Source organism: Hyella patelloides LEGE 07179 (assembly GCF_900659865.1).
Classification (GTDB): Bacteria; Cyanobacteriota; Cyanobacteriia; order Cyanobacteriales; family Xenococcaceae; genus Hyella; species Hyella patelloides.
In genome coordinates this window covers 15,379-30,356 of sequence record NZ_LR213825.1, presented here as the reverse complement: position 1 = coordinate 30,356, position 14,978 = coordinate 15,379, and the positions used below count along the sequence as shown (strand labels likewise).

At 35.4% G+C, this 14,978-nt stretch carries 12 protein-coding genes and 2 pseudogenes; 9 read left to right on the top strand and 5 right to left on the bottom strand.

Going from position 1 to position 14,978, the window contains the following annotated elements; translation table 11 throughout:
• A pseudogene (locus H1P_RS37390) lies at positions 1–256 on the top strand (hypothetical protein); the annotation flags it as partial.
• Here the strand turns inward: H1P_RS37390 and H1P_RS11715 are convergent.
• On the bottom strand, positions 236–775 hold the full coding sequence (locus tag H1P_RS11715; protein WP_144867301.1) for a serine/threonine protein kinase: 540 nt from the start codon (positions 773–775) through the stop codon (positions 236–238). The pseudogene H1P_RS37390 and the gene H1P_RS11715 sit on opposite strands and share 21 nt — an antisense overlap.
• Positions 776–917: 142 nt before the next feature.
• On the opposite strand from H1P_RS11715, the pseudogene H1P_RS11710 reads away from it, so the two are divergent.
• The 3 genes and pseudogenes from H1P_RS11710 to H1P_RS11700 form a co-directional block, all read left to right on the top strand.
• Positions 918–1,163, top strand: a pseudogene (locus H1P_RS11710) (winged helix-turn-helix domain-containing protein); the annotation flags it as partial.
• A gap of 119 nt (positions 1,164–1,282) precedes the next feature.
• Entirely contained in the window at positions 1,283–1,987 is a 705-nt protein-coding gene (locus tag H1P_RS11705; protein WP_144867300.1) for an OB-fold-containig protein, read from the top strand.
• Positions 1,988–2,036: 49 nt separating this feature from the next.
• Positions 2,037–4,172 carry a flotillin family protein gene (locus H1P_RS11700; protein WP_144867299.1) on the top strand — a complete coding sequence of 712 codons (2,136 nt, stop codon included), beginning with the start codon at positions 2,037–2,039 and terminating at the stop codon, positions 4,170–4,172.
• Positions 4,173–4,236: 64 nt separating this feature from the next.
• Here H1P_RS11700 and H1P_RS11695 read toward each other — a convergent pair whose 3' ends face one another.
• Positions 4,237–5,427 carry a tetratricopeptide repeat protein gene (locus H1P_RS11695; protein WP_144867298.1) on the bottom strand — a complete coding sequence of 397 codons (1,191 nt, stop codon included), beginning with the start codon at positions 5,425–5,427 and terminating at the stop codon, positions 4,237–4,239.
• Between the two features lie 403 nt (positions 5,428–5,830).
• On the opposite strand from H1P_RS11695, the gene H1P_RS11690 reads away from it, so the two are divergent.
• The 4 genes from H1P_RS11690 (at position 5,831) to argS (ending at position 10,879) form a co-directional block, all read left to right on the top strand.
• Positions 5,831–6,703 carry an S-methyl-5'-thioadenosine phosphorylase gene (locus tag H1P_RS11690; protein WP_144867297.1) on the top strand — a complete coding sequence of 291 codons (873 nt, stop codon included), beginning with the start codon at positions 5,831–5,833 and terminating at the stop codon, positions 6,701–6,703.
• Positions 6,704–6,783: 80 nt separating this feature from the next.
• On the top strand, positions 6,784–7,551 hold the full coding sequence (locus H1P_RS11685; protein WP_144867296.1) for a class I SAM-dependent methyltransferase: 768 nt from the start codon (positions 6,784–6,786) through the stop codon (positions 7,549–7,551).
• A gap of 409 nt (positions 7,552–7,960) precedes the next feature.
• Positions 7,961–8,950 (top strand): glycoside hydrolase family 10-like protein, encoded by a 990-nt coding sequence (locus H1P_RS11680; RefSeq protein ID WP_246141630.1) that lies wholly within the window; start codon positions 7,961–7,963, stop codon positions 8,948–8,950.
• A 174-nt stretch (positions 8,951–9,124) separates the two neighbouring features.
• Entirely contained in the window at positions 9,125–10,879 is a 1,755-nt protein-coding gene (gene argS, locus H1P_RS11675; protein WP_144867295.1) for an arginine--tRNA ligase, read from the top strand.
• Positions 10,880–11,633: 754 nt separating this feature from the next.
• On the opposite strand, the gene H1P_RS11670 is transcribed toward argS, so the two are convergent.
• Positions 11,634–11,882 carry a Ycf34 family protein gene (locus tag H1P_RS11670; RefSeq protein WP_144867294.1) on the bottom strand — a complete coding sequence of 83 codons (249 nt, stop codon included), beginning with the start codon at positions 11,880–11,882 and terminating at the stop codon, positions 11,634–11,636.
• 93 nt (positions 11,883–11,975) lie between these two features.
• On the opposite strand from H1P_RS11670, the gene H1P_RS11665 reads away from it, so the two are divergent.
• Positions 11,976–13,205, top strand: a complete 1,230-nt coding sequence (locus H1P_RS11665) for a tRNA nucleotidyltransferase/poly(A) polymerase-related protein (protein WP_144867293.1) — start codon at positions 11,976–11,978, stop codon at positions 13,203–13,205.
• Positions 13,206–13,641: 436 nt separating this feature from the next.
• Here the strand turns inward: H1P_RS11665 and H1P_RS11660 are convergent, their stop codons facing one another.
• Both H1P_RS11660 and H1P_RS11655 read right to left on the bottom strand, forming a co-directional pair.
• On the bottom strand, positions 13,642–13,968 hold the full coding sequence (locus tag H1P_RS11660) for a hypothetical protein (protein ID WP_144867292.1): 327 nt from the start codon (positions 13,966–13,968) through the stop codon (positions 13,642–13,644).
• A gap of 576 nt (positions 13,969–14,544) precedes the next feature.
• Positions 14,545–14,931, bottom strand: a complete 387-nt coding sequence (locus H1P_RS11655; RefSeq protein WP_425461530.1) for a VOC family protein — start codon at positions 14,929–14,931, stop codon at positions 14,545–14,547.
• Positions 14,932–14,978 lie beyond the last annotated feature (47 nt).

The window sequence follows — 14,978 nt, the reverse complement described above, 5'->3', positions numbered from 1 at the left end:
GCACATCTCGGTTTGGATTTGTCTATACCTGATAATATTATTTTGTTATTTCAACCTCCTTACTGTCAGTAACGTTAATCCGATTGAAAGATTGTGGAAAGAAGTCAAAAAATTCTTGAAAAATAAAGTCTTTGATTCCCTAGATTTTTTAAGAAGAAAACTAGCAAATATCTTAGCTGAATTTACTCAAGCAGATATCGCTTCCATTACGGGATTTGATTTCATTTTCGATGCATTATCTGTAGCTGGACTTTAGGAAATTGGTATAAGTATGCTTAACTGCACCAAAATCAACTAAAAAAATCTTGCCATCATTGCCCAGAATAATATTATGCGGTTTCAGATCGCGATGAATTACGGATGGTTTTTGTAAGTGAAGATAAACCAGAATTTTTAATAACTCAATAGCGATACGTTTAACTTCTGTTTCGTCGCCACGCCAACCATTAGTCACCAAAGTAGCTAAAGATTCACCTTCAGCTAATTGTTGTGCAATATAAAAAGTTTTTTCCGTTTCTGTATCTACTTGAAAATAGTCTAAATAACTAGGAATAGCAGGATGATTTAATTGTTTGAGAATTTGTGCTTCTCGTTCAAACAACTCCATCATTTTCCACTCAGTCATCTGCTGAAAAGAAAAAGCCTTGAGTGCGATTTGTTGCTTCGTTTGTAAGTCTTCTACCCGATAGGTAATACCACTATTGCCTTCACCTAAAATATTAATAATTTTATATCTATCCGCAATAATTTCTCCAAATTTGTGCTGCAAAGCCATAAAACCAACAAGACTAACAGTAAACCAATTACAAATTAGCTAATGATGATTCGTCTGGCTGTGATTACAATCTTGTCTGTTTTATCTTCTTAAAGCTCTAAGCTCTAGGCTCGCTTGCTTTTAAGTTGAATGCAGTAGACCAATACATCTAACTCCCAAAGAATATAGCGTATTAGAACTTCTCTTACGCAACGGTAGAAGAGTTTTAAGTCGTTCGGTAATTATAGATCGCATTTGGTCTTTAGAAGAGCCTCCCGAAGAAGATACAGTTAAAGTTCATATTCGTGGTTTAAGACAAAAACTCAAACGTGCTGGTGTGCCTAGTGATTTCATTGAAACTGTTCATGGTTTGGGATATCGTCTTGGTAAAAATCCACTTTCGATATAGGTTTGAACGCAAAACGTTTTAAAATCGATCGTTAAAAATTTCCGTATCTTTTACCCAAATTCTCTACATAACGGCTAGCTTAGAAAGTAAAGTTTTGTCTAGAGGGCTTTCTAAGTTAAATGTTATTCGATCCTGCCAATCTCTCTTATTGGATATTTTTGGGTATTGGGATAGCTTTGTTTCTGCTAGTAATCATTTCAGGTGGTGGAGATGACGATCTCGATTTAGATGCTGATGTAGATGCCGATCTCGATCTGGATGCAGACGCGGATATTGATGGTGATGGAGATTTTAGTACCTTAGCGTTTTTAGGCTGGTTGGGTTTTGGCAAAGCTCCTTTAATTCTGCTGTTGGCGATAGATTTTAGCTTTTGGGGCTTAACTGGTTGGATACTCAATATTGTAGTAGGCGGTTTGACTGGTAGCATCCCTACTAATCTGATTGGTTTAGGTGGTTTAATCTTACTAATTTCCTTGAGCATTAGTTTATCTATTGGCAGTTTCTTTGCTCGTCCTTTAGGTAAAATTTTTGCATCTTTTGGTGAAGATATTAGTAGCGATCGCTTGATTGGTTGCGTGGGAAATGTGGCATCTAAACAAGTACCTTATGAGGGTAATAAAAGTATTGCTCAAGCAGATATTCTCGACCCTGCTAACAATTTAGTAACAGTAGCGGTATGTTTACCTTCTTGGGCGCAAGAAATACCTGTAAATGGTCAAGAGGTTTTAGTTATTGAACAAACAGAAAAGTACTATTTGGTGATTAAAAGTGAAGGATTAGATCGAGAACAATGGTTGAATAATTACCAGCAAGACACCAATTAATTGTTAAGTAAAAAATATATCAACTTATTTTATTAAGGAAGTAATTATAATGCTATTTTGGTTAACTTTAATTCAACATTTATCTTTAGAAAATACAATAACCCCAACAGCAGTTAATAATATAAGTAATCTAAAATTTGTCTCTGCCAAGGAAAATAATCTGATGATACAAACTATTACAACTCAACCCATACAACCAAAGCTAGCGCAAATGAGTGGTGCGTTAATTATTCCTGGCGTAGCTGGGGTGATTCTGTTATTTATTTTATTGAGTGTCTTTGCTTACACTAGGGTTTATACTATTACTCCTAACAACGAAGCTTTTGTGAGAACAGGAGGGGTAATTAAAAAAGATAAAATGGTAATTCTCAATGGAGGATGTGTTGTTTTACCTGGTTTTCATGAAATAACTAGAGTACCTCTAAGAGAAATTTCTATTGATGTCGAACGCACTGGAAAGTTAGCAGTTAGGACTCAAGACTATTTACGAGCTAATATGCGAGTGACATTTTATGTCTGTATTAATGCCAATGAACAAGATGTTTTAACCGCAGCAGCTAGATTATCCAAACAGGGTAAAATTTCTGAAATAGATATCAAAGAAGCATTAGAGAAAAGAGCCGATGATGCGATTCGTGCAGCAGCTAAACGTAAAAGTATTGCCGAAATTGATTCTGATAAACTAGGCTTTGCCGATGAAGTTTTAAACTTGATTCAACAGGATTTAAAGAAAGTTGGTTTGACCCTAAATAATATAGCGATTTCAGAAATTGAAGAAAGCGATACCTACGATGAAAACAACTTTTTTGATGCTCAAGGTGTTAAATTAAGAACCGAAACTATTCAGCGTTCTATCAAACAAAAAATGGAGGTAGAATTAACTACCAATCAAGAAAAGAAAGAATTAGAACTTAATACTCAATTAGCCATTAAGCAACAAGAATTAGCTGCGGAAAAACAAGCCTTACAGATTACCCAAGAAAAAGAAAATGCCAATCTCAATCAACAAAAAGAAGTAGAGTTCCTCAAAGCCAAAACAGAAAGAGAAATTCAAGAAGCTCAAGACCAAGAAATTGCTAAAATTGAAAGGAATAAGATTTTACAAGATAAAGTAGTTGAAGAAGAAAAAATTCAGCAAGAGCTAGCAGTACAGCAAAGTAGAATCGAAGCAGATATCGCCCTAGAAGAACAAAACAAAGAATTAAAAATAGCTCAAGCACTGCAACAACAAGCAGCAGAAGTAGCCGAAATTAACCGTCAAAAAGCCGTAGAAGAATCAAAAATTCAACAACAATTAGCAATTCAAAATCGACAAATTACAGCCGATATAGCTTTAGAAGAAAAAAATAAAGAATTAAAAATAGCCCAAGCACTGCAACAACAAGAATCAGAAGTAGCCGAAATAAATCGTCAGAAAATTGTCGAAGCATCTCGTTTAACTGCTAAAATAGAAGTCGCTCAAGCAGAACAAACATCACAAATAGCTCAACAAGAAGCTGCGATCGCAATTTCCGAAAAAGAACGGGAACGCTTTAATACCGAAGCAGAAAGAGCGCAAGCAGAAGCAGCCGTTATTACCGCGACAGAAATCGAACAAGCAGAAAGAGAACAAAGACTCTCTATCATTGCAGCAGAACAAGAAGCAGCCCAGCTAAGAATTAACGATCAAAACGTGGTTGAATTAGATGTTTTTCGTCGTAAAAGACAAGCGGAAATTGCTCGTCAAGCAGCCGAATTAGAAGCAGAATCGATTCGCACTTTAGCAGAAGCAAATCAATACAAAGCCTTAGCAGAAGCAGAAGGTAAAAAAGCTTTAATTGAAGCTGAAAACTCCCTCAATGATGCTAACAGAACTGCGGAATTAATTAAGATGATTTGGCCAGAATTAGCAGGAAAATTACCAGAGATCATGCAATCCCTTGCTCCTCAACCTGGAGTCTTAGGGGAAACTAAAATTTATGCTTTTCCTGGTGGAAATAGTAGTAGCGGAAATGGCAATATAGGAGATATTAACAAGTTATTACTTTCTACCAGTGGCTTGTCTTTAATTGAAACCTTACTCAATGAAGGTAATTTAACTTCGTTACTTACTGTTTTAAAACAGCTTTTAAGTTCATCGGAAACACCTACAAATCAGACAAGTATTTCAAAAATCAACCCAACACAACAAGATAATCAGAATTAATTTTATTAATTGTTAAGGGTTTCAGATGCGATTTCTTTTGAGTTAGTTTAATTGAGGCGATCGCTCACATATCATAGTTTAGTTTTTCTATTAATTTACTAACTTTTTGATATTCATTTAATTGATTTTGTTGTTGATATAATTCTGCTGCCTGATGATAATTTTGTAGTGCTTTTTGTTTATTTCCTAAATAAGAATAGCTATCACCTCTAAGAAAATAAGCATTTGCATATTCAAGATTTAATTTAATGGCTTTACTACAATCTTTGATAGCTTCAGCATATTGCTTTAATTGATAATAAGCACAGGCACGTCCATAATATGATTCTGAATTTTTATTTTCGATTTGAATCGCTTTGCTATAGTCTTTAATTACTTGATGATAATTTTTTAATTCTAGGTTTGTTATAGCTTTATTTGTATAAGCATCAATGTAATCAGAATCGATAAATAATGCTTTATTGTAGTCTTTAACTGCTTGTTCGTAATTTTCTAGATCGGCATAAATTGTCCCACGATTACAATAGGCTTGTGCTGATTTAGGTTCTTTTTCTATAACTTCATTGATATCTTTTAGTGCTTTTTCTAAATCTCCCAGTAACAGCCAGCAGCCAACTCTAGTATGATAAGCATCAGCAAAATCTGGATTAATTTCTATTGCTCGATTCAAATCTTGTATTCCTAATTCAATTTGATTAATAGCTGTATATATTCCACCTCGATAAAAATAAGCTTTCTCGTTTTGTGGATTAATTTTAATTGCTTGAGTAAAATCTTCAATACCTAATTCTATTTGTTGTAATTTGAGATAACAAAAACCTCGTTTAAAATAAGTTTCTGAATTATTTAAGTTAAGTTTGAGAGCTTGAGTATAATCATAAATTGCATTTTGCCAATCTTTTAAACTACGATAAGAATCTCCTCTCGCAACATAAATTTCTACATTATTAGGATCGAGACGTAATATCGAACTTAGATCGCAAATGGCAAGTTGATATTGCTCTAATTGAAAATAAACTATACTACGATTTTGATAGCTAATTGGATTATCTGGTTGTAATTGAGTAGCTTGAGTAAAATCTGCAATCGCTTTATCTAATTCTAGTAGTTCTAGATAAATAATCCCACGACCATTATAGGCATCATAGTTATCTGGCTCGATTTGTAAAGCGTTATTATAATCCTTAATAGCATCTGATAAATTTTGTGCTTCTGCTTTTTTCCTTCCTCGTTTAATAAAATCTTTTGCTTTCATTGGTTTCAAATTAGCATTCCTAAACTTTTCTTAAAATACCCAAAGTATCTAATAAACCTTAAAGAGGATAAGTTTCATCATCTCTGACTAGATCGAGTAGATAGTTAAGTCTTTCAACAGCAAGATCGTAATCCTGTTCGCTATTAATAATTAAATAGAGAGCAATAGCAGCTTATTGTGTCTGTAATTCTGATTCTGAGGCAATATTAATCATTTCTCCAGTTTCCCTTATTATATTCAGTATGAGTTAAAATTGCGATCGCTAAATCAAGATATTAAAAATATAGATCGAAACAAGTTGCTAGATAAATTCCAAGATATAAATAGATGAGTATTTTGGTGCAGATGAAGTTTAATTTAAAATAATCTGTTTTCTACAGCAACAAAATAAAGAACAAACAAAATGACAACAGCAAAAATCGGAGTTATTGGCGGTAGCGGTTTATATAAAATGGATGCGCTAACGGATGTAGAGGAAGTAAAATTAACCACTCCTTTCGGCGAGCCTTCTGATGCTTTAATAGTAGGTAAGTTAGAAGATGCTACTGTAGCCTTTTTAGCCCGTCATGGACGCAACCATCACTTATTACCTTCAGAATTGCCCTTTCGTGCCAATATTCACGCCATGAAGCAATTGGGGGTAAAATACATCATTTCCGCTTCCGCAGTAGGCTCTCTCAAAGCAGAAGCCAAACCTCTTGATATGGTTGTTCCCGATCAATTTATCGATCGCACTAAAAACCGTATTTCCACCTTCTTTGGTGAAGGGTTAGTGGCTCATATTGCTTTTGGCGATCCTGTATGTGATAAACTAGCTGCTATCTTGGGGGATGCAGTGGCTAATTTAAACTTACCTAACGTTAATCTGCATCGTGGTGGTACTTATGTATGTATGGAAGGTCCTGCATTTTCTACCAAAGCAGAATCTAATTTATATCGTAGCTGGGATGCAACCGTAATTGGCATGACCAATCTTCCAGAGGCGAAATTAGCCAGAGAAGCAGAAATTGCTTACGCAACTCTAGCTTTAGTAACAGACTATGATTGTTGGCATCCCGATCATGACAGCGTAACTGTAGAAATGGTAATAGCAAACCTACAGAAAAATGCTGTTAACGCTCAAAAAGTAATTCAAGAAACTGTTAAAAAACTAAATGCCAACCCTCCAGAATCTACGGCTCATTCTGCTTTAAAATATTCCATACTTACACCCTTAGATAAAGCGGATGCTGCAACGAAAGAAAAACTACATTTACTCTTGCAAAAATATCTTTGACTTGACTAGCTTGTAAAAAAGTTCAACAGAATTTAATATGGATTCAAGTCATATTGGACAATTCGAGCTTGATTTGAGGCATGGAAACCCTTCCAAAACTGTATACGGAGTTAGCCGATTGGTGGTATATTCTTTCTTCTCCAGAAGACTATGCTGAAGAAGCAGAGTTCTACCGCCAAGCAATTATCTCAGCCTGCGAACTGAATCCCCTAACACTACTAGAACTAGGTTCTGGAGGAGGAAACAACGCCTCTCACTTAAAGCAGCATTTCGAGATGACATTGGTAGACATTTCTCCTGAGATGCTGGCAATCAGTCGGGAATTGAATCCAGAATGCGAGCATATTGAAGGAGATATGCGAACGGTTCGACTAAATCGTCAGTATGATGCCGTTTTTATTCATGACGCAATAGACTATATGCAAAGTGCCTCAGATCTTCGCAGTGCAATCGCTACAGCATACTCTCATTGTAAACCTGGTGGTGTTGCTCTATTCGCACCAGACCACACGTTGGAAAGCTTCCAGCCTGGTACGACTCATGGTGGTTGCGATCTCAACAATCGTAGCCTTCGGTATCTGGAATGGACATGGGATCGAGAACCCAATGAGAATACCTATATCTCTGTTATGGTTTATGTAATGCGCGAGAGGGATAAATTGGTTCGTTGTGTCGAAGAGCGTCATGTATTTGGCTTATTCAGTAAAAATGATTGGCAAAGATTCGTTACTGAAGTAGGATTTAAGCCTCAATCAATACCCTTTAAGCATAGTTCTTTTGAAGGAGACTCACGGGATGTCTTTTTGGGGTTGAAGCAACGAGAGTCAGGCAAAATGACTTCTAAATGAAGTTTGAATTAACTGCTTTATAAAATTTACCCAAAACTAGACAAAGACGATTTGCTAAAGAAAATATTGAATTAATTTCAACACTGTATAATCTGAATTACACTCTTTTTTTCTTTTAATATGGCTTCTGCAAGAAGTATCTTCAATTCTGTAGGAGCATAAAAACTTTTTATTAATCCTATTTTAGTGGAGACGTGATATTTTGCGTCTTGAGATAATTTTATCTGAAATACTTAAATTCTTAATACAAATATGCTATTTGGATAACGATTGTCCGCCGAGCTAAAAATCATGTTTGTAAGTTATTTTTTGTATCTCATATTACTACTGTAAATAATTTAGGATTACTAGAAAAAAAATGGGTTTCAAGAAAATACTTAAACTTATTAGACGTGTTTTTTTAATAACCTTGACTATTATCTTAGTTAAACTTCTGATTCCTCTTCCACGTTATCAAACATCACAAAGCAATAATCAAATACAAGGTGTGTGGATGACTCATATCGGAACATCGTTTCTGAGTTATGTCACCTTACTAGATAATGCTTTTCATCAATTATCTCGTTTAAATTTTAATCGAGTTTATGTCGATGTCTATAACGGAGGAGTAATCTATCCCAGTCAATATGCTCCTAGAAATTATAAAAGATCTCTTCCCTTTACCGATCCTTTAAAAGCAGCAATTGAAGCAGGAAAAAGCCAAAACTTAAAAATTTATGCCTGGTATGAACACGGCATGATGATGTTTCCTGATGATAAATTGGCAAAAGAACATCCTGATTGGTTATTAGCCACTGCTGATGGTCAGACATTTATTGAAAAACATGTTTGGCTCGATCCTAATAATCCCGAAGTAGCTGAATATTTTACTAATTTATTTTTGGAAGTCGCCAATAATTACCCCGATTTATATGGTATTCAATTAGACGATCATTGGGGAATTCCGCAAGTTTTTGGTAATAAAGTTGATGCGATGAATCAGTTAACTCAAAAAGTTTTTTCAGCTATTAAAAAAACTAGACCAGATTTAATCATTTCTCTTTCTCCCAATCCTTATAACTTCGCCTATAATAAATATTCTCAAGATTGGTTGGCTTGGGTAAAACAAAGGTTAGTAGATGAAGTAGTCGTACAAGTTTATCGTCCTACAACTCAACAAGTTACTGATAGCTTGATTAACGCAGGATTAAATACAGCACAGCAATATGTTCCTGTTGCAGTGGGTATCTATACAGGAGATCTTTACACTAAAAAATCATTAACAGAAATTAAAAATCAAATATCCGTGGTAGAAAATTCTAACTATGGTTATGCTTTATTTTGTTGGGAATATCTATTTACGCCTTTGAAGAGAGGAAGTCTCGCAGAAAAAGAAGCCATTTTTATCGAACAAAGTTGATTTAAGAGCTAGTTAACTTATATTAACTATATTCAATCATTGTAGGCTATTACCTATTACCCATTAACTTCCTCCAACAAATAACTTTTTCGTGCCGACCCTACTTAACAAGGCAATTAATGTTAAATTAGTTACCTATGTATTTAATATTAATAAGCTTATATATTTGCAATTATGAAATCTTTGCTCTTAACATTACAAGCTGCTGTCAGTGAAGCTTTAGTGGCTGCTTTTGGGGATGAATTGGCAGATACCGATCCTTTAGTAGCTGCTACCAACAATCCAAAATTTGGTGATTATCAAGCCAATGTAGCTCTATCTTTATCGAAAAAGCTCAAAATGTCACCAAGAGCGATCGCAGAAAAAATAATCGCACATCTACAGATAGATAGTATATCAGAAACGCCTCAAATTGCGGGGCCTGGTTTTATTAATTTCACCATCAAACCTTCCTACCTTGCTAGTTTACTAGGAGAAGTGCAACAAAGCGATCGTTTGGGTATTGAACAAGTAGAGCCAATCAAAAAAGTTATTGTCGATTTTTCTAGTCCCAATATCGCTAAAGAAATGCACGTGGGACATCTACGTTCTACTATTATTGGTGATAGTATTGCCCGTGTTTTAGAATTTTGTGGTTATGATGTGTTGCGTCTCAATCATGTAGGTGATTGGGGGACACAATTTGGGATGTTAATCGCGTATCTTAGAGAAGTTTATCCTGAAGCTTTAACTACTGCTGATGCGTTAGATATTGGAGATTTGGTAACTCTTTATAAAAAAGCAAAAGTCCGTTTTGATGAAGATGCCGAGTTTCAAGATACTGCAAGAAACGAAGTCGTTAAATTACAAGAGGGTGCAACCGATAGCCGTCATACTTGGAAGCTATTATGCGAGCAGTCTCGTCGTGAATTTCAAGCAATTTATGACTTATTAGATATTGAATTAACTGAAAGAGGCGAATCTTTTTATAATCCTTTTCTCGAAAATATTGTTCGAGAATTAGACAAACAGGAACTATTAGAAAAAGATGCTGGTGCAAAGTGTGTTTTTCTTGAAGGCTTTACTAATAAAGATGGTGAACCTTTGCCTTTAATTGTGCAAAAATCAGATGGTGGTTTTAATTACGCTACTACCGATTTAGCTGCGATTAATTATCGTGTCAAAGAAGACCATGCAAACAAAATTATTTATGTTACCGATGCAGGACAAGCTAATCACTTTGCAGCAGTTTTTCAAGTAGCGAAAAAAGCTAACATCTTACCTGAAAGTGTAAAAGTGGTTCATGTTCCTTTTGGTTTAGTGTTGGGAGAAGATGGTAAAAGAATTAAAACTCGTTCTGGTGAAACTTTTAAGTTGAAAGATTTATTAGATGATGCTGTGAAACAAGCTCGTAAAGATCTTGAAAATAGACTTGAAGAAGAAAAAAGAACCGAAACAGAAGAGTTTATTCAAAATGCTGCTCAAGTAGTCGGGATTAGTGCGGTTAAATACGCCGATCTCAGTCAAAATCGTACAAGTGACTATAAGTTTAGTTACGACAAAATGCTATCTCTTAAAGGAAACACCGCACCCTATTTACTATATGCTTATGTACGTCCCCAAGGTGTGAGTCGTAAAGGGAATATTGATTATTCTCAGTTAAGTTCAGAGAATATTGTCTTAGCAGAAGAATCAGAATTAACTTTAGCTAAACACCTCTTACAACTAACAGATGTAATTAAAGAAGTGGAACAAGATTTGTTACCTAATCGTCTATGTCAGTATTTATTTGAATTAAGTCAAAAGTTTAATCAGTTTTATGACCGTTGTGATATTTTAAAAGCAGAAGAGCCTCAAAGAACTTCCCGTTTGATTCTCTCTGATGTAACTGCAAGAACTTTGAAACTAGGTTTATCTTTATTGGGTATTCCTGTTTTAGAAAGAATGTGATTAGTCAGTCATTAGTTATTATTCGTTAGTTGCTGGTTGCTGATTATTGATGTGTGTAGGTTGGATGATGTCAGTTATACTCAAAAGTTACTCTTCTAGTCTTTTGTCTGGCTTTATCCAATACAATTATCCACTATTCACTCGGCTGCTTTGATTAGATATTTATTAAATCAGTACTAACAAGGATGTATCTTTACTAACTCAAAAGATTATAATTATTATGGCAATAAAAATTATTTTTTAAAATCAAATAAATAGGCGAAACGCAAAATTTTTTCCTAGAGAGTCTTGCAGTTTTTCTGATTTTTTGATAAATTTTTTTTTATAATGGGAATGGTGACGCTTATCAATAGATGCAAATACTCCCATTATGAAGAATTAAAAATAGACTACCATTAGCGATCGCATAAGTCAACCCCTTTTTACAATTAGAAACTTAAGAAAAAATTAAAAAAATTTGCGACATCTAATTAGCAACATTTATCATTGTTATCGCTACCGATAACCAAAAGCTTACTAAAACCCGAATAATATTATGAAGCCAAGGGTGCGTTGCCTATGGTTTTCCAGGCGTTGAATCAAAGCATTCAATCATGTCAATTATCTCATCACCTAATTATGATTTTCTGACTCGGTGACTCCTCTACAGACGCGAAATAATAATTCTCTACATTAATTAGAGTAGATTTTTTGTTAAAAACCTACCCTTGATAAAAATTGCCTTACCCTGTCTATACTTCATTCTGGATGAACTTCATGTAGGAACAGCCTCTCCTGGGCGTAATTTTGCCCATTTACCCGTCTCTCTGAGGAAGCTTTGACAACCTACAACATCCCATTCCATTTCGATTTCATCATCATGGGTGCGGATATTAACATTAATAGTAGGCTCTTTAGCTTCAAAGTCTGGATTTTCCGTTAAGTGGAGTTGTTGGTGTTGTCCCTCTACTGCATGGTAAGTCTGACAGCGATCTACAAAGTAGCAGTTGACGCAAATACACATAAGATTCTTCTCCCTGTGTGCTTTTAATCCTAATACTTGTTAATTTAGCTCAGACTAGGATATATTTAAACGTTTGCTTAATTTATTTTTTGAATGACTCTCAGAACAGCCAGTTTATCACTTTCATTTCCCGATCTTCCTTGCGATCTAGATTTATTGCCCACATCTGCTTATCTAGTGGGAGGAGCAGTTAGAGATGCTTTGTTAGGAAGAAAAGGAGCTTATGTTGATTTAGACTTTGTTGTTCCCGAAAAGTCAGTAGAAACAGCACAACAGATTGCTAACTATCATCGCGCTGGGTTCGTAGTGCTAGATGAAGCGAGACAGATTGCTAGGGTGGTGTTTCCCCAGGGGACGCTAGATTTTGCGCTACAAGAAGGGGCTACTTTAGATAAAGATTTACGTCGTAGAGATTTTACCATAAATGCGATCGCTTATAATTTTTGTCAACAACAAGCGATCGATCCTTTAGGGGGTATTCAAGATTTACAACGGGGTATTATTCGCATGGTATCCCCAGAAAACCTCAAAGACGATCCTCTCAGATTATTAAGAGCTTACCGTCAAGCTGCCCAGTTAGGCTTCCAGATTGATAATGATACTAGAGAGCAAATTCGTCTGCTTGCGCCTTTAATTACCAGAATAGCAGCCGAGCGAGTACAGTCCGAGTTTAACTATATTTTGGCTCACGATTTAGGTAATAAGTGGTTACAGTACGCTTGGGAAGATGGTTTGGTAACACCTTGGTTTCCTACGGTAGATCGAGAGAAGTTTGCTGAAATTGAATCGGTAGCTATTAGTGCCAAGTATTTGGTTAATAAGTGGCATAATTTTGGGGAAAACTGTCCCAAATGGTTATATTTAGCCAAACTAGCTACTCTAGTTACTCAAAAGCCCGAAATTGCCGAATCTGAGTTAGAAAAATTAAAGTATTCGCGATCGCATATTAAAGCGGTAACGGCTACAGTCAAGCATCTATTATACTTGCAAACTTTGACTTCTCCTCTAAGTTTACGGGAGCAATATTTCTTTTTCTTAGAAGCCAAAAAGGTTTTTCCCATCCTAGCTACTAGGGCGATGACAGTGGGAGTAGATTCGGCTATTTTGATTCCTTTAATTGAGCGTTATCTGGATAAAAATGATTTGGTAGTTCATCCTCAACAGTTACTCACAGGTAATGATTTACTTCAAGAGTTACAGCTTCAGCCTTCCCCGATTATTGGATATCTTTTAACTGAGATTAAAATTGCTCATATTGAAGGTAAGGTGAGTAATAAACAAGAAGCTTTGGAATTTGCAAGTGAGTTGTTAAAAAGGAATTGAAATTGGAGTCATACCAAATCCGTTTAGTAAAACCCCCAATAAATATTCAGTGTAGAGACGTATCATGATACGTCTCAGAGCGGGTTTAACAGTTTCATATATAAACTGGTTATGTAATTCGGATTTGGTATCAGTAGTAGGAGCGAACGCTAATCCCCCGCTACTATTTGTAAATTTTCTACCTCTTGAAAATACGTCAGTTCAACAACAACATAAAGTTTTAGCCTTTCTACGAAATAATGATTGTTTTAGTTTACAAAAGAATAAGGCTTTGAATCTTCGTCGAACTCACGTTCATAAAGAGCCTGGAAAGAAAAGAACGCAGTGAGGTTAAAGTCCCATGTTGCGTTCTGAAGACGATTTGGGTTGGTAACAACCTAGCTTGGTCTAAGCCTTTTTAGTGATTGAGATGGTCTAACTCATCCTACATGGATAATCAGCAGTAGTATTGATCGCTTATAGCTTGGTTGTTCTGAAAGTTTTGGCATATATCATACGTATTTCCATATGGATCTTGTACTACCCAAGACTTAACATATTTTTCTTGACTATTTATTATTCTTGATGCTGCTTCACTGCCAAATTTGTGAGCCGCACCACCAAGAGCTGCCAGAATCAATGTCTGTAAAACTGTACCAGTTTGCTTGATCGCTTTAGGGGGAATTTTTTGTGCAGCAGCATGATTATTGGAAAAACATATTGAAATGAAAAAAATTTGAGATAAACTAAACAAAAAAACTGATTTTGTGAATTTTGTTTTCATGATTAAAATGTTTTCACTGTTTGAGTTGACTAATTCTCTTAAGAACTAACTTAATCTTATGGATTTCCCAGAAGACAAACATCTGAAAAACGTCTTGAATCTACTCTGAACTAAAGACATAAAGACCATCTAACTTTAGTTGATACTCTAGGTAGATTTCCTTACGACTAAAGTCTTCCATCTAAAGGGGATACAACCTAGCTAAAGCAAGCCCTGTATATATTTCATTGCCTTCAAACCTTTTTGTTAAAATGGCAACTTATTGAGAGTAGTTAGCATTAATTTTTCGACCCATAACCAACGTATATCTATATAGAACACCCATGTTGTACCATATAATCTCGTCCAGAAATAACTGTGTCTGAGTCGATTTTGATTTTCAATTTTTAGTCTGTTAATATAACGTGAGTTCGGGTTAAATTGAGGCAGATAAAACAAATTCATCAATAGCAATAAATGGCTTTTTAGAACGATGGCAATATGCAACTATCTTCACTACTAAGTAGATTTTAAAAAATTGGTCTAAAATCTTCAACGGAAACAAGACAATAACAAAGCTAATAATACTGCCATATTTTACTTGGCAAATAGTTGAGATAAGTCTTGGAATGCCTTGAATTCGAGAGCATTTCCCGACGGATCGAGGAAAAACATTGTGGCTTGTTCACCAACCTCACCTTCAAATCGGATGTACGGTTCAATCTTGAATCTGATATTTGCGTCAATGAGCTTATTACGCAGAGCTTTCCAATCATCCATTGTTAAGACTATACCAAAGTGAGGAACGGGGACATCTTGCCCATCAACGGGATTTTGATGTAGTGTATTTTGAGAAGAATCTAGAGACGGTTTGTAATGGGCAACTATTTGATGTCCATAGAGATTGAAATCAACCCAATCGTCTGCACTACGACCTTCGGGACATCCGAGTATCTTTCCATAAAATTCTCGTGCTTCTTTGATGTCACGAACTGGGAATGCAATGTGAAAGGGACGTAATATACTCATAG